Below are 20,430 nucleotides of genomic sequence, written 5' to 3'. Positions count from 1 at the left end.
TTAGAATAAAAAGGTTAATTCATGATAGAAAATTTAGGTTTGTTTGGTGCATTATTTTTACTCATTGTTCTTGCTTTACGTGGTGGAAATATTGTTTTTTCAGCATTACTTGCTTCACTAGTAGTTATTGTCACCAACCCGATTGCTTTAGCTGATAGCTTAAATCAATACTTTACTTTTGGTAAACTCGGCGCTTTTAGTTTTGCAGGCAAATTTTTTCTTTTATTTGCTTGTGGGGCCATGTTTGGTCGAGTCATGGGAGAAAGCAAAGCTGCCGCGAGCATTGCTTTCGCCTTAGCTGAAAAACTAGGCGCACAACGTACCCTTTGGATTGTTACTTTAGCTTGCGCCTTACTCACCTATAGTGGTGTAGTGGTATTTGTAGTTATTTTTGCTATTTACCCATTAGGTTTAAAATTAATAGAACAAGCAAATATTCCTAAAAGGTTACTTGTTGGCGCTATCGCATTAGGTAGTGGTACTTTTACCCTAACGGCTTTACCCGGTACTCCGTCAATACAAAATGTTATCGCCTCTTCGGCTTTAGGCACTGATTTATTTGCCGCACCATTGCTTGGTATCATTGCCACTATTATTATGTTCGGCGCTGGTATGTGGTATTTGGAAAAACAGCGTAAAATTGCGCAGGCTAATAATGAAGTATTCATTGATAACCAATCGCGTAATAACTCACCAGCCAATAAAGCTAAAGAGATAAATTCCGAAGACTTACCCCATTGGACATTAGCTCTCATACCTTTATTTTTTGTCATCGTTAGCATCCTTGCTCCGCGTATATTAATCGCTATATACGGTACAGAACTTACTCTAGGTCATGACACCTTTAATCAACTGATTAAATTTGCAACCACGCAACTTATTTTATGGCCAAGTATTTCACTGTTTATTGGTAGTCTTGTTGGTTTAATTATTTTCAAATCAGTACGAACTCAAGCTTTAAAAGTACTAGGCGATGGTACTCAAGATTCAATTTTACCCTTAATAAATACCGCAGCGGTTATTGGTTTTGGTGGCGTTGTTACTCAAACACAAGGCTTTGGTGATTTTGTCCAGTATTTACTGACAATTGATCTTCCTCCGTTGATGTCTATGTTTGTTTCAGTAAGTTTAAGCTCTGCCGTTGTTGGCTCATCTACAGGTGGGTTACAAATATTCTTACAAACCATGGCGCCTGCCTATTTAGAGATGGGTATCCCTGTCGACATATTGCATCGCATAGCCACGATTGCTAGCGGAGGAGTGGATTCGCTACCACATTGTGGTGCTGTAGTTGCGATGTTAACCATTACCGGTATGACACATAAGCAAGCTTATAAAGATATTTTTGTCCTTACGGTGATGATCCCTGTGGCTGCAACATTGGTCATTATTGGCTGTGCGGCTATCTATTTTTAGCCGCACAGCCTTGTTATTTTAACCATTACGGGTATGGCACATAATTACGCTTATAAAGATATTTTGTACTTACCCTTACGGTATTTTTTGTTGCCACAATGACCATTATTGGATGTGCTGCTTTCTCTTATCAGCATATCCTCCCTGCTTAGCTTATCACTCCCCTTATATAATGCGAGTTGTTACAAGATTCTTACTAATTGTTACGTAAGTTACGTTCTTCAACATAAAAAGATATTAAATTAAACTTAATCCAAATAATAATTTTAATAGGACCCTCATGACTAGCAAAAAGAATAGTGACGTTATTTATAAAAGTTCAAGTAATATCCTTAACGAAATGCGTGCAGGCCTTATTAAAGGCGCTGGGCAAGATATGGAACGCATTAAAAAGCGCCCTCTTATCGCTATCGCTAACTCACACAGTGAATTAACTACCGGTCATGCCCACTTAGCAGGACTAGGTGCAAAGGTAAAACAAGGAATTATTGCCGCTGGGGGTGAGTTTGCTGAATTTAATGTACCTGCACCTTGTGATGGTATCGCCATGGCGCATGATGGTATGCGCTACGTTTTAGCGCAACGCGATCTAATTGCTGATATTGTAGAAACCCATGTCCGCTCTCAGGCTTTTGATGCCGTAGTTTTTATCGCGGGTTGTGACAAAATCAACCCTGGCATGATGATGGCTATGGGTCGTTTAGATTTGCCGTCATTATTTTTAGCCGGTGGCCCTGGGCAAATGAATATTCGAAATACCCCTACATTCAATGGCAACATAGATCATGGTAACTATTTTAATAGCCCATTAGAGTTTAAAGAAACCTTTAATTGTGCGAGTTGTGGTGCTTGTGAGTTTATGGGAACCGCCAATACTTTCCAATGTTTAGCCGAAGCTTTAGGTATATGTTTACCGGGCAGCGCTAATATCCCTGCATGGCATTCAGATAAATTAGCGGCAGCACGTGCAACCGGTGAACATATTGTTCATTTGTTTAAGGAAGGTATCACGGCAAGACAGATCATGACAAAAGAGGCATTTAATAACGCTTTAGTCATGAATATGGCCATTGGCGGTTCAACTAATGCAGCACTTCATTTACCCGCAATTGCGCATTCCGCGGGTATAGAGATGGACATAAAAGCGTTTGAAACCGTTGATCATATACCAACACTTTTAGCGATTAGTCCAAATGGCCCTTACGGCGTACAAGACTTATGGGCTGCAGGCGGAATGCCAGCAGTAATGAAAGTGATGCAAAGCGATTTAGATACAAGCTGTCTCACGGTTACCGGTCTACCGCTTCAAGCAACCATTGATAATGCGACCATACTTAACCCAAAAGTTATTCCTGAGCGCTCGAAACCTAATCGTCAAGAGCCAGGCATTACCGTGTTACGCGGAAATTTAGCACCTGAAGGTTGTGTCATTAAACAGGCAGGTGTTAAACCTGAATTAATGTACACCTCTGGTCCAGCAATATGTTTTGACAGTGAAGATGATGCCATTAACATGATCCAAGACGGTAAGTTGAAAGAAGGTCAAGTCATCGTATTACGTTACATGGGACCAAAAGGTGCACCGGGCATGCCAGAAATGTTAGGAGCGACTTTAGCACTTAAAGTGGCCGGACTAAGTAGCGCGTCATTAATTACCGACGGCCGATTCTCAGGTGCAACGTCTGGGCCTTGTGTAGGTCACATAACTCCTGAAGCGTCTAACGGTGGATTTATCGCTTTTATTGAAGACGGTGACATAATTACAGTTGATATAAAAAATCGTTCTATTCACTGTGATGTTTCAGATGAAGAAATTGAAAAACGTAAACAAAACTGGGCTCCTACCATTAAACCTGTCGCTTTTGGTTTTATGGAGAGATACCGCAAACACGTTAAAACAGCTTCCGAAGGCGCAATCCTAGATTAAGACACAAGTAGCAAATTAACGCTGTACGCTAATAATAATATTATCATTAAACAATAATTTTAAAGGCAAAAAAATGAAAGATGTCAAGCTAACCGATAAGTTTATCATTAACAAAGGTCGTATTCTGATTTCGGGGACACAAGCATTAATCAAATTACCCACACTACAGAAAGAGCTCGATAAAAAAAGTGGCTTAAATACCGCGGGCTTTATCTCAGGTTATAGAGGTTCACCTCTAGGAAATTTTGATGCTCAGCTATATTCAAGCAAAAAATTATTGGATAAATATAATATTGTTTTCCAACCGGGCCTCAATGAAGATCTAGCTGCCACAGCAATTTGGGGGACTCAGCAACTCGATAACTTCGAAAACGATACTACTGTAGATGGCGTTTTCTCTCTTTGGTACGGCAAAGGTCCTGGTACTGACCGTTGTGGTGATGTTTTTAAACACGGTAATTTTTCTGGTACGCATAAAAATGGCGGTGTATTACTGGTTGCTGGAGATGATTCACCAGGCAAGTCATCTACTGTTGCTAACCAATCAGAATTAGCAATGATGGCAGGTTCTATTCCTGTTATTTATCCTTCAAATGTTGCCGAGTTTTTTGAATTTGGTTTATTTGGCTGGGCCTTATCTCGTTATACCGGCTTATGGTGTGGCTTTAAATCAGTCAATGAAACGGTAGAACAAACAGCTACCATTGATATTGATATTGACAGTTATAACTTTGTCACACCAGAAGGTGTCGATACACCTGATAGAGGTGTGCATTACAAACCTCGCGTTTATTCTCCTATGTTAGATGAAATGGACGTTGCTCGTTATAAATTACCGATGGCCAAAGCCTTTGCTTATGCCAATAGAATCGATAAAACCCCTTTCGCGGCGACGACTAAAAAGCTAGGACTTGTTACTGCGGGTAAATCTTACATGGACGTATTACGTGCCATTGAACTATTAGGTTTATCAAAAATTCAGGCGGAAGATTTAGGCTTAAGTATTTATAAAGTGGGCATGATTTACCCGTTAGAACCGCAGGGTTTCACTCAATTTGCTGAAAATCATCAACAGCTTTTCTTTATCGAAGAAAAAAAAGCGGTTATGGAAGCTCAGGCAACATCGATTCTTTATAACTTTGAAAACAGACCGAGTGTTGTCGGAAAACAAGATTTATCAGGTAACCAATTATTACCCGGTGATGTGCAATTAGAGCCAATTTCATTAGCATTATCTATTGCCGATCGCATGACTGAATTAGGCATGATCACGGATAAAGTTGAGGCCATTAGTAAAAATTTACAAATTTCACTTGGTCAAGCACCAAGTATGAACCCTGCAACAGCTCGTTCGCCTTATTTTTGTTCTGGCTGCCCGCATAGTCGTTCAACTAAACTGCCAGAAGGTAGTAAAGCCATGTCAGGGATCGGCTGTCATGCCATGGTACTTTGGACTGATCCAAACACACTTTCTAGCGCGCATATGGGTGGTGAAGGCGCTAGTTGGTATGGTTTGTCTCAATTTACTAAAACCAAACATATATTTCAAAATCTAGGTGATGGTACCTACTATCATTCGGGATTATTAGCCATACGTGGTGCAGTAGCCTCTAATGTTAACATCACCTATAAAATTCTTTACAACGATGCCGTTGCAATGACTGGTGGCCAACCTCACGATGGCCCTAACACCGTTGCTAGCATAGCAAAACAGACATTAGCTGAAGGTGCAAAAAAAGTTGTCATCGTTACCGATAAGCCAGAAGTACATAAAGCTGATTGTGAAATTCCTAAAAATGTAGAGATTAAGCATCGTAGTTTACTGAGTGAAGTACAGCTTGAATTTCGAGAGATTGAAGGAACATCGATTATTATCTACGAACAAACGTGTGCAACCGAAAAACGTCGTCGTCGAAAACGTGGTTTAATGGAAGATATTGCTAAACGTTCATTTATTAATAGTGCCGTCTGTGAAGGCTGTGGTGACTGTTCTGTAAAATCTAGTTGTATCAGTATATTACCTAACGAAACAGAGTTAGGACGCAAGCGTAAAATTGACCAATCTAATTGTAATAAGGATTTCACTTGTACTGAAGGATTTTGTCCATCATTTGTCACTGTATATGGCGGTGCACCAAGAAAACCTCAAGGTATCACCATCAGTGATGAATTATTTACTCACTTACCAACACCTAGCATTAACCCGCTAGAACAAGCCTATAACGTTATGGTAACAGGTATTGGCGGTACTGGTGTTATTACCATTGGCGCTATTTTATCAATGGCTGCACATATGGAAGGCCGTGCGGCATCCGTTTACGATATGACTGGTTTAGCGCAAAAAGGTGGCGCTGTTTACAGTCATTTAAAAATTGCTGACAACATAGAAGATCTCAATGCACAACGTATCGGTAAATGTGAATCAAATCTAGTCATTGGTTGTGATTTACTGGCCACTACAGGTCAAGATGCGATTCAAAGTATTGATAAAAGCCGCACGATAATACTTGCCAATAGCAACGTGAATCCTACGGTTCAGTTCCAATTCATGCCAGATATTGATTTTAATAGCCAGTTAGCAGAGAAAACCTTAAAAGACATTTCAGGTGTAGAGAACTATAACGGAATTAATGCCACAGATATTGCCTTCAATATATTAGGAGACACTATCGCGACCAACATGATGATGGTTGGTTACGCTTTCCAGAAAGGTTTAATTCCAGTATCAGCCCCTGCTATTGAAAAAGCGGTACATTTAAATGGTATTGCCATTCAACTTAATCTCAATGCATTTAATATCGGACGTTTATTAGCGAATAATCCGGAAAAAATTACCGAGTTATTAACCAAGGCAGGTAAAATTGCAAGTGAATTTATTCCGCTAGAAGATATCAACGAAATAAAAGCGCATCGTGTTAATTTGCTAACCGACTATCAAGACGCATCTTATTCACAACGCTATATTAGCTTAGTAGATAAAGTGATTGCAGCCGACAAAGCACAAAAGAATAGCGGTGAGTTATCTAAGGCCGTTGCCCGTGGTTTCTCTCGATTAATGGCTTATAAAGATGAATACGAAGTCGCCCGCTTATACACGAATGGGGGATTTGCTGAGCAACTTAAAAATCAATTTGAAGGAGACATTAACGTTAAGTTTAATTTAGCTCCACCTCTTTTCTCTAAACGTGACCCTATTACCGGTCATTTAAAGAAGAAAGAATTTGGTAGTTACATGATGAGCGCTTTTGGCTTACTGGCTAAATTTAAAGGTTTACGTGGTGGTACTTTCGATATATTTGGCTATACCGAAGAGCGAAAAATGGAGCGTCAATTAATCAGCGAATATGAGACTATGATTGAAGGTTTACTTAGTAAACTTAATGATAAGAACTATGATACCGCTGTTGAAATGGCACAAACTGCACAAAAAATGCGTGGTTATGGTCATGTGAAAGAAAATAACGTTGAGCAAACCAAACAAGCTTGGACTGCATTACAACAACAATTTAATAAACCTGAAGACGTTATTTTTAAACAGGCAGTGTGATAATAATTGATGTGCAGCTGAATAGGCTATTCAGCTGCGGAGTGACCAAACTCAATAGCGATTTTATTACTAGTCCATACTAAAATGATGAAGTAACACTAAAGGCAAGCGCACTCACTGAAGCACGTTTGTCTTTATTGAATACTGCAAGTTGTAGTATTACTAGTGTAAAGGCTTAGAGAGGGTTCCCCTAAATACCGTGGTGATGATGTCGATATCTTTGAGGGCTATGGGCTCTACTTTAAAAGGGTTTTCTGCAAGAATTGTGAAGTTTGCAGTTTTACCTTTCTTAATTGAACCTATCTTATGTTCTTGACTTAGCACCCGAGCGGCACCAATGGTAATAGCTTTCATGGCGGTATACATATCAAGTCGTTGTGCTTGAGAGAACTTACTTCCTTGAGAGGTAATGCGATTTACCGCTGTCCAAGCCAATGTTAAGGGCTCCATAGGAGCCATAGAAAAATCTGAATGAAAAGATAAATGAACACCTCTATCGGTTAATGATTTCATTCTCACTAAATTTTCACCACGTTCTTTGCCGAGTCCATGTTCAGCATATTTGTCTGCTAATGCCCATAAATAATAAGGGTTAACAGAGGCATCTATTTGTAAGTCTGCTACTTGTTGAGCTTGAGTGTCGTCAAAGTAGCCCATGTGATGCAAGGTGAATCGATGGTCTTTTCTTGGCGTTCTCTTTTGTGCTTTTGACACAAACCCCATTACCTCTTGTATGCCTAGGTCTCCATTAGCATGAGTATGGATTTTAAAATCACGATCCCAATAAAAATCGAGCTGTTGCTGAAATAAAGCTAATGGTGTGATCCATTCACCTTTATGACCATCGATGTAACCATCTTTCATTTGCATTAATTGAGAGTAAATGGCGCCATCCGCAAATAATTTCACTTGTTTAGGTAAAAATTGAATGTTGCTCGTATTGTATTTTTCGGGCAGTGAATTCATAAAAGTAAGCGCATTTTCATTGCTTCCTTTCATTCCATAAAGCTGAGTACCATTGGGAATTAAGAAGATATCAAAGGGAGGCTTGGTATCCATTTCTTGCTTTAAAAGGGTGTATTCTGTATCAAAACTTGAACTGGGAAAGCCAGGCTCTCCAATAGTTGTAATACCATTTTTTTCAACTAGCTCACTCATCATTGCTAGCCCCTGAAGGTATTTTTTTGGCGCTAATAGTTCAGATGCCATCATAGGGACAAGTGCAAACCATCCGCCTTCATAGAAATGTCCTTTCTCCCAATATACTTGGGGATTATTGGCAAAATCACTTTTTTTGATACCAAGTTTGCTAATGGCTGCATCGTTAAGAAAAATTTCGTGGAAGGAGCGATGAATTATCGCAATGGGTTTGTCTTTTGAAATATTATTCAGTATGTCGCGATTAAGCTCACCGTGCCAGAGTTGGTGATAACCCCAAATAAAATAAACCTCGTCTTTGTTGGCATTCTCATTTACTGACTTAGTTACTGCTTTTAAATATGAATCATGATCTTGAACCCCTTTCTTAACAGTATGTGGCAGTACCCAGTCATAGGGAGCAATAATCTCGTTAGGTAACATGATTGATGCAATAAGAGGGTGAACATGGGGTTCAACAAACCCTGGCATCATAGTTTTCCCTTTTAAATCGATAACCTTACTGGTGTCATTGGCATAAGTGAGTGCCTTTTCTTTATCACCAACATAGACTATTTTATCTTGATGGGTAACGACCGCCTCTGCGTAATTAAGCTGTTTACCCTCCATAGTGATAATGTCTCCACCATAGTAAATGTTGTTAGTAACAGGTTTATTATTTGTTTCAGCATATGTGTTGGCAGCAAATAAACATAATGACAAACTGACCCCATAAATATAGTGCTTAATCGACATTTGAGAATCCTTCTTATATTAAAGTAAGTCACCTTGTAGAGACGACAAGTTATAGCTACATTTCGGTAATCATTAATATTCCATAACAGTAGGCTATATAGTTTTTATTACTAATACCTTATTTCGGAAATAACATAGTGAAAATTAATCGAAAGCCAACACCTTCTGGACCATTGTCTGTGCTCTTTGCCCAATACCGGACACCACCACCAACACTGATTAATTGATCTCCTAATGAAATCACTTTGGTGATGGTCATGTTAATTGGTAGGGCTAGTTGCTTTGATTCCCAGTCATAAGTCGACTCAGTATTTAAAGCGAAGGTTGTTGCGGTAGGAGTTGTGTAACTCAAGAACGGTTGAAAGAAAGTAGCGTTCACATCAGCCTTATTATCAGAGCCTCCAACAGACCAGATATGGTTACCTAGGGCCCCATAAGTCCAAGGACCTTGTTGCTTTAATACAACAGCAGTAGGGCCTAAACCAAATTTATCCGCGGTTAACAAATCATCAGAGCCTGTGGGTAGTAGTAAAACAGGACCAGCCCCCCAAACCCAACCATTACTTGTCAAAGCTTTAGGTGAAAAGAAAACGCTTTGTACAATATCTCCAATGCCAGATTGACTACCTGCTCCAGAGTAAATATCACTTTGTTCAATCACAGGTAAAATAGTACGTGAAATAATATTCCAATCATCATGTATTGAAAATGGCACAACAGGCTGAATATTAAGAGTTGTGCGGCTGCCCTTGTCATCAATGCCTATGTTCTCATCATAATTTAATTGAAGTGGCATGCTAATTAAGGCGGCTACAGGATTACTTAATTCTTTTGCCAGAGATTCTTTATCTTGCTCTTCAACCACCGCAGAATAAGAAAAGGCACTATAAAGTACAGAAGTACAACTGATATAACTTAAGAGCATTAACTTGTATGTTTTATTTAGTACAGACTTAGTTGTGAAAGAGGAAAACATATTCATATCCTTGAAGGTTTATATAATTTAGACGATAAAAACTATTTAATTATAACCGTTACAGTCATCTTAACTTCTAGTGACTGCATGAAACAGTAGCGATAATAATAACGTTTGATTTACTGACTATTCTATCCATTTTTTGATTTTAATTTATCTTGCAATACATCAACAACGACTTTACACCTTGCTATTTGACACGTTTCTTATAGAGAAGGTACAACTAATCTCGATGCGTCTTACTTATTTTCACGCCTCACAATATGCATGCTCTGATCCTAAAATCACATTGTAGTTTGCTTTCGCCAGCGCTTGGTTTTCAATATTCCCTACACCTAGTATCAAAAGATAGTAACTAACCTCATTACCTAACTCAAGCCTAATGATGATCCAATAACTACGCTAACCTCCTAATTTTAGATAGAATTAATTTTAATTTAACATAAAAGCCTAATCAGTGTTTTTTAATTTATTGTAATCAAGGTTATACAATTCATTAACATTCGTATCGAAAGAATATATTATGAAAAGGTAGGTATATTTACTATTGATTTTATCTATGCAAAAAAAGTTTGGGAAGTTATAGGAGTAAGAAGATTAAGTCAGCAATATTTAGAAGGCTTACAAATAAAGTAAGGCATATTTTTAAAAATATCCTTATAGGAAAAACAATAAAGGAATTCACGAATGAAACTTTCACAAAAAATTAATAAGATATTTTATACCTTATTTCTAGCTGTTTTTATGTTCTCTTGCTCTGTAGATGAGAGTAAAGAGACACTTCCAAAGACACAAACTAGCCAATCAATTAGTTCGATTTATTATGGTGGCGATATTTTAACAATGGTAGGCGATAGTCCACACTATGTTGAAGCCGTTGTTGAAAGTGAAGGTCGTATTGTCTTTACAGGTGATAAATCTAAGGCTTTGAACTTTACAAAAAACACACTTAACCATGTAAATTTACAAGGTAAAACGATGTTACCTGGTTTTATTGATGGCCATGGGCATGTAGTAAATACCGGATTACAAAGTCTTTTAGCTAATTTATTACCTGCACCTGATGGCGGAGCGCAAAGCCATGCTGATATTGTTGATATAATGACAGCATGGTCGAATGATTCAAACAATCAAGAAGTCATAAATTCATTAGGTTGGATTATGGGATTAGGTTATGACGATGGGCAATTAGCAGAAAAAGCACATCCGAGCGCTGAAGTGTTAGATAAAATAAGTACAGAAATTCCTATTTTATTAATACATCAATCAGGCCATTTTGGGGCCATGAACTCAAAAGCTATCGAGTTATTAGGATTAACTGCGGCTTCTAAAGATCCCCAAGGCGGTGTTTATCGCAGAAACCCAGATGGAACGCCTAATGGCGTATTAGAAGAAAATGCTTTTTTCAATAGTTTTTATCCTATTCTGGGTAAAATGACACAAGAACTAAAAGATAAATCATTTATTGCTGGTCAGCTGTCATATGCTTCATTCGGTTATACAACAGCCCAAGATGGACGTAGCATGGCTGATGAAAGTGCAACCATGGCAAGAGCTTCACAAGCCAATAAGTTATTAATTGATGTTGTTTCTTATCCCGATATTATTGTTAACCGTAAATCATTAACAACTCAATATAATAGTGCGCAATATACCAATAAATATAGAATTGCTGGTGCAAAGTTAACATTAGATGGTTCGCCACAAGGTAAGACCGCATGGTTGTCAGAGCCTTACCATGCTCCTCCTTTTGGACAAAATGCACATTATGCCGGTTATGGAGTAATAACTAACGATGAAGCGGCAAAATATTTATCGGATGCTTTTGAAAATAATTGGCAAATTATTACCCATGCAAATGGTGATAAAGCAATTGATCAACTGGTGTATGCCATTAATATTGCCGCTAAGCAGCACGGTAACGAAGATCGTCGTCCAGTGCTTATACACGGTCAAACATTAAGAGCTGATCAAATTCAAAGTTTAGTAAAACTAAAAATCTTTCCATCACTGTTCCCTATGCATACCTTTTACTGGGGTGATTGGCATGTTGAATCTGTTTTAGGACATCCGAGGGCTGATTTTATATCACCTACTAAATCTGTACTTGAGGCAGGTTTAAAGTTTACATCTCATCATGATTCTCCTGTGACGAAACCAAGTTCATTACGAGTTTTAGATGCAACTGTGAATAGAACAACTCGCTCAGGTGTAATATTAGGGCCAAGTGAACGAGTATCACCTTATATTGCTTTAAAAGCTTTAACGGACTGGGCTGCTTACCAACATTTTGAAGAAAAAAATAAAGGTACGATAACGGTCGGTAAACAAGCTGATTTTGTTATTTTAGATAAAAACCCGCTCAAAATAGAGAAGGTAAACCTTGGTAAATTAAAGATATTACAAACGATTAGCTATGGTGAAACTGTGTATCAATCTGAATAAAATATTAGCAAGCTTCTGATTGCTAACCTGCTAATATCGGAATCATGGTTGCCGAATAATATGTATTATTCGGCAACTATTTAAATTGTAAAATAATGACCCGTTATGTTTGAATAATAGCTATATCAACAGGTTTTAAAATATCTCATAAATAACTTCATCAGAAAGGCATAAAAAATGAAAAGAAACATAATAATTACGATGAGTTTTTTATTGTTAATGGGAGTGATAACGCCCATTTCTGCAAGTGAAAAGCAATCTACTATATTACTCAAAAACGTTCATGTCTTTGATGGTATGAATGAAAAGCGCATGATGAATGCCAATGTACTAATCGAAAATAATATTATCAAGGAAATCACCCAGAAAAATATTAATGCTCCCGAGGCAACTCAAATTGATGGTAAAGGCCGAACGTTAATACCTGGATTGATTGATATGCATTGGCATTCCGCCTACTCCAGTATTCCTATGCAAAAAGGCCTTACCCTTGACCACGCATATCATTTGCTGATTGGTGCAAAAGCAAATGAAAAAGCACTTTTACGTGGCTTTACTACGGTGAGAGATGTTGGCGGTAATGTTTTTTCTTTAGCTAAACTGACTGATGAAGGGGTCTATAACGGCCCTCGTATCTTTCCGTCTGGGCCGGCAATAAGTCAAACTTCTGGGCATACAGACTTTAGACCAGGTACGGCAGTACCTGCTGAAACTAATGCCCCGCTGGTGTATATGGAGTCAATCGGCCATGTAATGGTGGCAGATGGCGTTCCTGAAGTATTAAAACGTACTCGAGAGGCACTTCGAATGGGTGCGACACAAATCAAAATTAATTCAGGTGGTGGAGTCTCATCTTCGTTCGATCCCCTTGATGTTACTCAATTTACGTTAGAGGAGACTAAAGCCGCAGTAGCTGCCGCTTCTGATTGGAATACGTATGTGGCCACACACACATTTACCGATGCTGCTACTCAACGAGCTTTAGAGGCTGGTGTAATAAGTATAGAGCACGGTCACTTATTGAGTGAAAAAACGCTACGTTTGATGAAGAAAAAAGGGGCTTACCTTAGCATTCAACCTATATTGGATGACGAAGATGCCATCGCATTTCCAGAAGGATCATTTAGTCGTCAGAAATATGTCGAAGTCACTAAAGGTACTGATCGTGTTTATCGTTTGGCTAAGAAAGTGGGCGTTAAAACAGTGTTCGGCACAGATACACTATTTGACCCTTTACTTGCAGAGAAGCAAGGAAAACAGTTAGCCAAATTATCAAAATGGCATTCACCTGTTGAAGCATTACGTCAGGCTACGTCAACGGCTGGGGAATTATTAGCTTTATCAGGCCAACGCAGCCCTTATCCTCAAGGTGCATTGGGAGTCATTAAAGTAGGTGCTTATGCAGACTTAATTTTAGTTGATGGTAATCCGTTGAAAAACCTTAATTTAGTTTCGAATCCAAAGGATAATTTTGATTTAATTATGAAAGATGGAAAAATATATAAGAATACTCTTAATTGATAACGATCAAAAATCGAATATCAACGACAGCAATGAGCTTAAACAAGCCCCACAAGTGAGCGAAAAACTTGGCTAATATCACCCTGAATATGCTCCTGAATATGCTCCTGAATATGCTCCTGAATTTGCAAAAGCTTAATGTCAGCTTTTGGCTAGTTGAAGAAGTCACTGGCTAAATGTTAACTAAGATACGAAAGCCGACAATTCAGATTTTTAATGTACTCATAGCTTTCTAGTCCAGATTAGAAGAATCACAAATTATAGTTTTTTGTTATCTATTTCAAATAAATTCGTCAATAAAAGTGTCATATTATTTTACATAAAAATAATCACTTACTCATAATAAAAACACAACCGATTAATTAATCGGCACTTTATGCTTTCGGTCTGATTGATGCATCCTGTATACCGTCAACTATGGAATGTAGTTATTAGACGTTACGTTCATAATTCAAAATAAGTGAGAAAAAAGGGACATTATATGAAATTCAAGATATTAAGAATTGCTATGGTAGGTGTCATTTTGTTTGCAAGTAGTTTGGTTAATTATGCAAGTGCAGGGGTAATGTACTGGAGCCTTTTCAACGTTGAGGAAGAAACCAGCATCTCATCTGCTTATGTGACATACAGTAATTTGGATGACATGTTAAACGATGCTAATAGAATTGACACCTTCTTACCTGACGATACCTTTGGTGGTTCTTTTGCAGCTAACGTTGTGGGGTCGGGTTCAGATGGTAATCTATTTTGGAGTCTTTTCAACGTAGAGGAAGAAACCAGCATCTCATCTGCTTATGTGACATACAGTAATTTGGATGACATGTTAAACGATGCTAATAGAGTTGACACCTTCTTACCTGACGATACCTTTGGTGGTTCTTTTGCAGCTAACGTTGTAGGGTCGGGTTCAGATGGTAATCTATTTTGGAGTCTTTTCAACGTTGAGGAAGAAACTAGCATCTCAGCTGCTTATGTGACATACAGTAATTTGCATGACATGTTAAACGATGCTAATAGAATTGACACCTTCTTACCTGACGATACCTTTGGTGGTTCTTTTGCAGCTAACGTTGTGGGGTCGGGTTCAGATGGTAATCTATTTTGGAGTCTTTTCAACGTAGAGGAAGAAACCAGCATCTCATCTGCTTATGTGACATACAGTAATTTGGATGACATGTTAAACGATGCTAATAGAATTGACACCTTCTTACCTGACGATACCTTTGGTGGCTCTTTTGCAGCTAACGTTGTGGGGTCGGGAGCATTCATGGTTCCAGATCCTAACCCTAATCCAATACCCGAGCCATCAGCGTTTGCACTTTTTCTTTCAGCTATTATTACGGTTAGCATTGTGAGAAGAAAACGATGAGTTATCTAAAATCAAAATGATGAGCATGGGAGCATCAGGAAATAATCTCAGAATGGTTCGGACGCCTAACAATCATTAAAAACGGACAGCTGAAGTGGCAGTGCAGGTTAATTAGAACGTTAGCGATTAGCTGCTTCTAGCACTTTGAAGTCATGCCAAAGCAATTATGTGAACGACCGCTGTGGCGGCTAACTCGCCAGTCCAGGGGGTCATAATCAGGATTGGTGGTTAGTGCCTCCTGTAAGCTCTTTATAGACGGTGGCGTTTAATTTATAAACGGCAACTTGGAGGAGCCGCCTGTTCTATAAATTCTGACATAATTCAAAAAATTTTAGTTTAGGTTATACCCTAACTTTAAATTTGTAAGATCTAATGCTGACTAATCCAACTAAGGTGTTTCTAATCTTTTAGTAACTGTAATTTTTTTAAAATTGCAGTATCGTATTGATTAGTATGCTTTTCAAATTCTCGGTTTAATTGTGTTACTACATGTTGAATATTATGTAGTGATAATTCTTTTTTCAATCGAGCTAAGTTTTCATCTAAAAGCGCAAGCTCACTTTGGTGCTGCTCTATATGTTGATCTACTATCTGGACAGGGAGATATTGACGTAATAACTGCTCCTCCTTAATCACATGTTCTAAGAATTGGCTAATAAATCTTTCTAGGATATTGATGACATGCAAATGACTTTCAGGATGTAGGGCTATATATCTTAACTTTTCAATATAAGTAAACAACAAATCATGATCTTCATGAATATGAGATATAGCGATATTTATTTTCCGATGGATTTTAGCGGGCACAACTCTTTTCATGATAAATTGCTCCGTTTAAAAAAGATATCTGATATCAATTTCACCTTAAAGCGTAGTATTAAATAAACTGTTTAGCTATTTTGAAATTATGAATTAATTTCGAATAACTTCGACTTTAACAAAGAATAGTTCATATTGTCTGGTAATGTTGCTGATTTCAAGAATGGAAAGCACTTAGCCGCCTGGATTGACTTAGTGCCTCGTCAGTTTTCAACGGGAGGAAAGCTAACATTACTCGGTATAAGCAAACGAGGGAATAAAGGCTTACGTGAGTTATTCGTTCACGGTGCAAGCCTGATTTGCAAATGATGATAAAGATGACACAACGGTTAGACCACTGGATTGAAAACCTGTGGGGCGGAACAGCAACTTTTTAAGTATGCTATGGTGCTTTTGAGGACAATCTAGCGCGGATCTCATCGTGGAGCTGGCGCTAATATATTGGTAACCCAAAAAGACACCGAATACATTAGCGCAAACCAACTACGTTATCGATATTATACTTGCAATATTGAGGCGGACCACACATTCGCCCCCAGAACGAGATATAGCTAGCTGGATATCAAATTATAGAGTGAATTTTGTGTCAAGTTATGTATTTGTTTATATAGCGTTACAAAGAAAACCACATTAAGAATGTAAATCACTCGTTTTCTCGATAAGTGAGTACTACGCTTATTTGTGTAAATTAAAAATCACGCTGTTTACAGGTAGAAAAAAGTAGTCTAAGCGAGTTCTTTGAGTGGAATAGGAGATATGACATGAGACGCGAGTACTTTCTAGCAGAGTCTTTGGAGGATGTAGATAAGGCGGCATCCATATTACATGATCAACTACATATCAATGAAAATAATATTCATGTGATCTGTAATGATAGAAAAGGTATTAAACAACATAACTTGCATGAGGGAAGCATTATAGAAAAATCAGATCTAGTGCGTGGTTTAGAGCACGGCGCATTGTTGGGGATAGCTATGGGGATAACCGGTTGCGCTATTCTGGTCGTTAATATGCCCTTTTGGGATGTAAGTGAACTGACCAAACAAGCGGCGGTAGCACTCACCTTATTTGGCTCATTGATGATAAGTAGTATTATTGGTGCACTCGTTGGTTTACTCCATGTTAATTATAAGATTTTCCGATTCAATGAAGATTTAGCAATCGGTAAGTATTTAATGTTGGTCGATTCAAATGAGCTTGGAGTAATCAAACAGGCATTAGAAAAACAGCCAGTCATCGACAAAGGGGAAGGCAGTAGCTTTATTTTTCCCTTTGATGAATACGAGGACCAACGGAGATTAACCGCTTAAGCATCTTTGTTGTTAAATTACCTCGATAATTATTCTTGATAAGAATTATACCCTTTACCAATCAAGCCATAGTGCCGAACACGGTGAAAACCATTGGGTGAAACATACAGTAAAAAGCGACGGATAAACTCACCCCGCAATAGCGTCATAATGCAGTGTCTATTTTGCTCCTTAACACAACGCTAAGTTTAACGGGTTGCCAAACTCGAAACGATCTATACAGAAAAGTAAAGAGTTTGGCAGTCTATGTTGAATCTCTGGTTAAGCATTAAGTAAACCTAATATTGTGTCACCAGTTTTGCATATGCTGTTCAATCTAGATCAATGATAAATAGACAGTCGAACACGATTGGATCACCGACAGTTCCAGTAAAGTTCGTCATGTCCACCATACCTGACAAGCGCGCAGTACCAGTCGCATTTTTGAACCGGCCTGTACTACCAATAATGGAATTTCCACCGATAGATGCTCCTGTAATGTGAGTAATGTTTTGCCCGTCAGGTGTCACTGTCGGATGTAATACAGGTTGTACTGTCGTACTGCCACGAGTAATTAGAGTTCCATTTGGCATATAGAAATAACTTGTGCCAACTAAAGCGAGGCCACTACCAATTGGTGTTATATTGGATAGACAGTCTGTGGCTGTTCCAATGACTTGTTGATTTTTCAGGTTAACCAATTCGACATCGAAACAGATTGCCGGATCATCTAGATTGTCACCATCAATGTCAGGAACTAAGCTCTCATACATGTCTCCAGAGCCAACTAAATTGAGAACCAAGTGCTTTCCCCCACCTTGATTTGCGCCAACATAAAATGATGAACTTAAACAGATAGATATGATAATAATCAACACGTTTTGATTCTTCATAATTTTTCTCCTACTGAGTTTAGAGGCATAGATTGATAAATGAAGCTGTCACTATGCCAAAAAACAGCCTAACGTCTTTGATAGTAGTAGCAGAAAGCTGGCCGTTCACTCTGTTTCCTTTGTGACCTGTATGTTATCTGCTATGAACTCGCTACATCCATCCAAGCTCTTTCATTGCCCAAGGAGCATTCCAAACTTTAGTCATTTCTAAGACTTTCGAATCGTCGCCCATTTTTATAATGTAGACATAATGTGTATGAGTTTCTTTGTTCGTTGGTGGCACAGGTCCACCTTCACCAGTATGCTTACCATGATACGTAGCGAAGAATATTGCTGTATTTGAACTTTCATTGTAGCTTGATGAATGTAGTTCATACGAACCTTCAGGAGATATAACCGTACCAAATCCGTGCATCCAATCACAGTACGCATGGACAGAGTTGATTTCGGCAAGTGGTTCGCTTTGAGCTGAGAATAAGGCACCTTCTTGTACATACTGCTTGCACCCTTCCCATCCGAGTGGAGCTTCACATGCTTCGAAGAATTTTATTGCTACGTCAAATGAGTTCATATTTCCTCCTAGCTCTTATTTACTATGGTAATTCTTGTATAAATATAGTTAATATTCCTTCAAAAATCACTTTTCAAAGAGCTAATCGAAATCATATCATATTAATATTGAGTGTTACTGTGCAGCCATGTTAATGACAGTGTCAATAACACTTTGACAAACAAAGGTAAAACTGGATGAGTGAGAAAGCAGTAAATATATGGACTTCTATCGCGGGTTACTTAGATTTTAGGGTAATACGCATTAGGATATGTATCGGCAAGTGGTTAATGTCTCTAAAGCATAAACTTGCCATAAAATCTATGGCGCTAAGTGCCCCTTTCCGAGATAAAGATGATCGCTACTAGTGCTTCAAGTAACGATTCCTGTTGCTCAATTCACTGATATTTCTTAGTATGTTGATGACAATAATAATTAAGGGTTAAAAATGAACAAAAGTGAATTGATAGCAAAAATTTCTGAAGGTGCAGACATTACTAAAGCTTCGGCTGGTCGTGCATTAGATAGTTTAATTGACTCTGTAACCACTGAATTAGCTAGTGGCGGTGATGTCGCATTAGTTGGTTTTGGTACTTACAAAGTTAATGACCGTGCTGCTCGTACTGGTCGCAACCCTCAAACAGGTGCAGAGATCCAAATTTCAGCTGCAAAAGTACCTGCTTTTAAAGCTGGCAAAGCATTAAAAGATGCTGTTAACGGTTAGCTATATCAGGTCACAATCTTCTTGTTAAAATGATAAAACGATTTGTGACCTACCTTTTTACGATATTCAATCATGAGCTGATTAAGGTGCTTTGTTTTCCTTATCGAGGTGAACTTACCCCAAGTTACCCTATAGTCAACAATAGAACTTTTAATTACCCTATATTTATAAACCCTCACCTTTAGTCTTTAATATTAGCTCAGCACTTTAAAGTTGGGAGTTAACCATGACAGCTTGGAATAAAGATAAACGTGTGGGCCAGAAAAAAGCATTTAAACTTGAAGAGATTTGGCGTATTCGAATAAGGTTAGAAATTGAAAATCAATTAGAGCAGCTAGCTCTATTTAATTTGGCTATTGATAGTAAACTTAGATCTTGTGATTTAATAAGCTTAAAAGTTCGCGATATTTCATCAGCCTCACTAATTCAATCTCGAGCAATGATTGAACAACAAAAAACTCACAAAGAAGTTCAATTTGAAATAACACCAAAGACTCAACAGTGTTTGAGCCAGTGGGTTTATTTAAAAAGACTATCATCCTCGGACTTTCTATTTCCTAGCCCAAGAAAACTAGGCCAACATATTTGCTATCACTACTATGCCAATATAGTCAAAAAATGGGTATCCACTCTAGGGTTAGATATCACCCAATATGGAACGCACTCGCTTAGACGTACCAAGGCATCCTTAATCTATGCAAAAACAAAGAATTTAAGGGCTATCCAGTTATTACTTGGTCATTCAAAACTACAAAGTACAATTGAATATTTAGGGGTTGAAATAGAAGATGCATTGTCTATTTCAGAAAGTACAGAAACTTGATTAAATGGTTAGCGCAACAGGAATCTGTGGCGCTTACGCCCCCTGAGCGAGTTATAAACTATAATTTAGTGGCCAAAAGAACTTAACCACTATAAATAGAAGATAGTCAACATAGAATTGAAACTGGATTTATGTTGAATCTAATATCTGGAATAGTGGCTGTTCGCCTAAAAATAAAAGCGACGCATTAAGTTATCGCTAAGAGAATTTTCTTTATAGCTGTTTAAACAAATACTCT

The 20,430-nt window shown here is 38.1% G+C and carries 15 protein-coding genes and 3 pseudogenes; 12 read left to right on the top strand and 6 right to left on the bottom strand.

Annotation, left to right across the window (positions count from 1 at the left end):
• Positions 1–21: 21 nt before the first annotated feature.
• The 3 genes from CPS_RS09230 to CPS_RS09220 all read left to right on the top strand — a co-directional run bounded on the left by CPS_RS09230 (position 22) and on the right by CPS_RS09220 (position 6,890).
• Positions 22–1,416, top strand: a complete 1,395-nt coding sequence (locus CPS_RS09230) for a GntP family permease (RefSeq protein ID WP_011042902.1) — start codon at positions 22–24, stop codon at positions 1,414–1,416.
• A gap of 280 nt (positions 1,417–1,696) precedes the next feature.
• Positions 1,697–3,343, top strand: a complete 1,647-nt coding sequence (locus CPS_RS09225; protein ID WP_011042901.1) for a dihydroxy-acid dehydratase — start codon at positions 1,697–1,699, stop codon at positions 3,341–3,343.
• A gap of 73 nt (positions 3,344–3,416) precedes the next feature.
• Entirely contained in the window at positions 3,417–6,890 is a 3,474-nt protein-coding gene (locus CPS_RS09220) for an indolepyruvate ferredoxin oxidoreductase family protein (RefSeq protein ID WP_011042900.1), read from the top strand.
• Between the two features lie 162 nt (positions 6,891–7,052).
• Here the strand turns inward: CPS_RS09220 and CPS_RS09215 are convergent, their stop codons facing one another.
• Positions 7,053–8,783: an amidohydrolase gene (locus tag CPS_RS09215; RefSeq protein WP_011042899.1), complete on the bottom strand. Its 1,731-nt coding sequence runs from the start codon at positions 8,781–8,783 to the stop codon at positions 7,053–7,055.
• 118 nt (positions 8,784–8,901) lie between these two features.
• A complete protein-coding gene (locus tag CPS_RS09210) occupies positions 8,902–9,759 on the bottom strand; it encodes a hypothetical protein (protein WP_011042898.1) in 858 nt (285 codons plus the stop codon).
• 687 nt (positions 9,760–10,446) lie between these two features.
• Between CPS_RS09210 and CPS_RS09205 the strand changes: the two genes are divergently transcribed.
• The 3 genes from CPS_RS09205 (at position 10,447) to CPS_RS09195 (ending at position 15,094) form a co-directional block, all read left to right on the top strand.
• Positions 10,447–12,204 (top strand): amidohydrolase, encoded by a 1,758-nt coding sequence (locus CPS_RS09205; protein ID WP_011042896.1) that lies wholly within the window; start codon positions 10,447–10,449, stop codon positions 12,202–12,204.
• A gap of 177 nt (positions 12,205–12,381) precedes the next feature.
• Positions 12,382–13,725 carry a metal-dependent hydrolase family protein gene (locus CPS_RS09200; RefSeq protein ID WP_041736869.1) on the top strand — a complete coding sequence of 448 codons (1,344 nt, stop codon included), beginning with the start codon at positions 12,382–12,384 and terminating at the stop codon, positions 13,723–13,725.
• 481 nt (positions 13,726–14,206) lie between these two features.
• Entirely contained in the window at positions 14,207–15,094 is an 888-nt protein-coding gene (locus CPS_RS09195) for a PEP-CTERM sorting domain-containing protein (RefSeq protein WP_011042892.1), read from the top strand.
• A 399-nt stretch (positions 15,095–15,493) separates the two neighbouring features.
• Here the strand turns inward: CPS_RS09195 and CPS_RS09190 are convergent, their stop codons facing one another.
• The gene (locus CPS_RS09190) at positions 15,494–15,913 is read right to left on the bottom strand and encodes a hypothetical protein (protein ID WP_011042891.1); all 420 of its coding nucleotides are present in this window, start codon (positions 15,911–15,913) and stop codon (positions 15,494–15,496) included.
• A gap of 141 nt (positions 15,914–16,054) precedes the next feature.
• Here CPS_RS09190 and CPS_RS23280 point away from each other — a divergent pair.
• Together CPS_RS23280 and CPS_RS09185 are read left to right on the top strand one after the other, a co-directional pair.
• Positions 16,055–16,213 (top strand): annotated as a pseudogene (locus CPS_RS23280) (transposase); the annotation flags it as partial.
• Positions 16,214–16,674: 461 nt separating this feature from the next.
• Positions 16,675–17,223, top strand: coding sequence for a hypothetical protein (locus tag CPS_RS09185; protein ID WP_011042890.1), 549 nt, complete (start codon positions 16,675–16,677; stop codon positions 17,221–17,223).
• A gap of 50 nt (positions 17,224–17,273) precedes the next feature.
• On the opposite strand, the pseudogene CPS_RS23275 reads toward CPS_RS09185, so the two are convergent.
• The 3 genes and pseudogenes from CPS_RS23275 to CPS_RS09175 all read right to left on the bottom strand — a co-directional run.
• Positions 17,274–17,399: pseudogene (locus CPS_RS23275) on the bottom strand (transposase); the annotation flags it as partial.
• A gap of 135 nt (positions 17,400–17,534) precedes the next feature.
• The gene (locus CPS_RS09180; protein WP_238383601.1) at positions 17,535–18,080 is read right to left on the bottom strand and encodes a hypothetical protein; all 546 of its coding nucleotides are present in this window, start codon (positions 18,078–18,080) and stop codon (positions 17,535–17,537) included.
• Between the two features lie 166 nt (positions 18,081–18,246).
• Positions 18,247–18,666 carry a hypothetical protein gene (locus tag CPS_RS09175; protein WP_011042887.1) on the bottom strand — a complete coding sequence of 140 codons (420 nt, stop codon included), beginning with the start codon at positions 18,664–18,666 and terminating at the stop codon, positions 18,247–18,249.
• 176 nt (positions 18,667–18,842) lie between these two features.
• Here CPS_RS09175 and CPS_RS23875 point away from each other — a divergent pair, with 176 nt between their 5' ends.
• The 4 genes and pseudogenes from CPS_RS23875 to CPS_RS24355 form a co-directional block, all read left to right on the top strand.
• Positions 18,843–19,013, top strand: a complete 171-nt coding sequence (locus CPS_RS23875) for a hypothetical protein (RefSeq protein ID WP_011042886.1) — start codon at positions 18,843–18,845, stop codon at positions 19,011–19,013.
• An 80-nt stretch (positions 19,014–19,093) separates the two neighbouring features.
• The gene (locus CPS_RS09170; RefSeq protein WP_011042885.1) at positions 19,094–19,369 is read left to right on the top strand and encodes an HU family DNA-binding protein; all 276 of its coding nucleotides are present in this window, start codon (positions 19,094–19,096) and stop codon (positions 19,367–19,369) included.
• Positions 19,370–19,595: 226 nt separating this feature from the next.
• Positions 19,596–20,192 (top strand): tyrosine-type recombinase/integrase, encoded by a 597-nt coding sequence (locus tag CPS_RS09165; RefSeq protein ID WP_011042884.1) that lies wholly within the window; start codon positions 19,596–19,598, stop codon positions 20,190–20,192.
• Positions 20,193–20,287: 95 nt separating this feature from the next.
• Positions 20,288–20,411, top strand: a pseudogene (locus CPS_RS24355) (IS982 family transposase); the annotation flags it as partial.
• Positions 20,412–20,430 lie beyond the last annotated feature (19 nt).

Source organism: Colwellia psychrerythraea 34H, from assembly GCF_000012325.1.
Classification (GTDB): domain Bacteria; phylum Pseudomonadota; class Gammaproteobacteria; order Enterobacterales; family Alteromonadaceae; genus Colwellia; species Colwellia psychrerythraea_A.
This window is presented reverse-complemented; position numbering and strand designations above follow the sequence as displayed.

Excerpts from the sequence above, each read along its gene's own strand:
- CPS_RS09200 (WP_041736869.1), top strand. The coding sequence starts at position 12,382 with ATGAAAAGAAACATAATAATTACGATGAGTTTTTTATTGTTAATGGGA.
- CPS_RS09175 (WP_011042887.1), bottom strand. The coding sequence starts at position 18,666 with ATGAACTCATTTGACGTAGCAATAAAATTCTTCGAAGCATGTGAAGCT.
- CPS_RS09185 (WP_011042890.1), top strand. The coding sequence starts at position 16,675 with ATGAGACGCGAGTACTTTCTAGCAGAGTCTTTGGAGGATGTAGATAAG.
- CPS_RS09215 (WP_011042899.1), bottom strand. The coding sequence starts at position 8,783 with ATGTCGATTAAGCACTATATTTATGGGGTCAGTTTGTCATTATGTTTA.
- CPS_RS09210 (WP_011042898.1), bottom strand. The coding sequence starts at position 9,759 with ATGTTTTCCTCTTTCACAACTAAGTCTGTACTAAATAAAACATACAAG.
- CPS_RS09220 (WP_011042900.1), top strand. The coding sequence starts at position 3,417 with ATGAAAGATGTCAAGCTAACCGATAAGTTTATCATTAACAAAGGTCGT.
- CPS_RS09225 (WP_011042901.1), top strand. The coding sequence starts at position 1,697 with ATGACTAGCAAAAAGAATAGTGACGTTATTTATAAAAGTTCAAGTAAT.
- CPS_RS09170 (WP_011042885.1), top strand. The coding sequence starts at position 19,094 with ATGAACAAAAGTGAATTGATAGCAAAAATTTCTGAAGGTGCAGACATT.
- CPS_RS23875 (WP_011042886.1), top strand. The coding sequence starts at position 18,843 with ATGAGTGAGAAAGCAGTAAATATATGGACTTCTATCGCGGGTTACTTA.
- CPS_RS09165 (WP_011042884.1), top strand. The coding sequence starts at position 19,596 with ATGACAGCTTGGAATAAAGATAAACGTGTGGGCCAGAAAAAAGCATTT.
- CPS_RS09190 (WP_011042891.1), bottom strand. The coding sequence starts at position 15,913 with ATGAAAAGAGTTGTGCCCGCTAAAATCCATCGGAAAATAAATATCGCT.
- CPS_RS09230 (WP_011042902.1), top strand. The coding sequence starts at position 22 with ATGATAGAAAATTTAGGTTTGTTTGGTGCATTATTTTTACTCATTGTT.
- CPS_RS09195 (WP_011042892.1), top strand. The coding sequence starts at position 14,207 with ATGAAATTCAAGATATTAAGAATTGCTATGGTAGGTGTCATTTTGTTT.
- CPS_RS09205 (WP_011042896.1), top strand. The coding sequence starts at position 10,447 with ATGAAACTTTCACAAAAAATTAATAAGATATTTTATACCTTATTTCTA.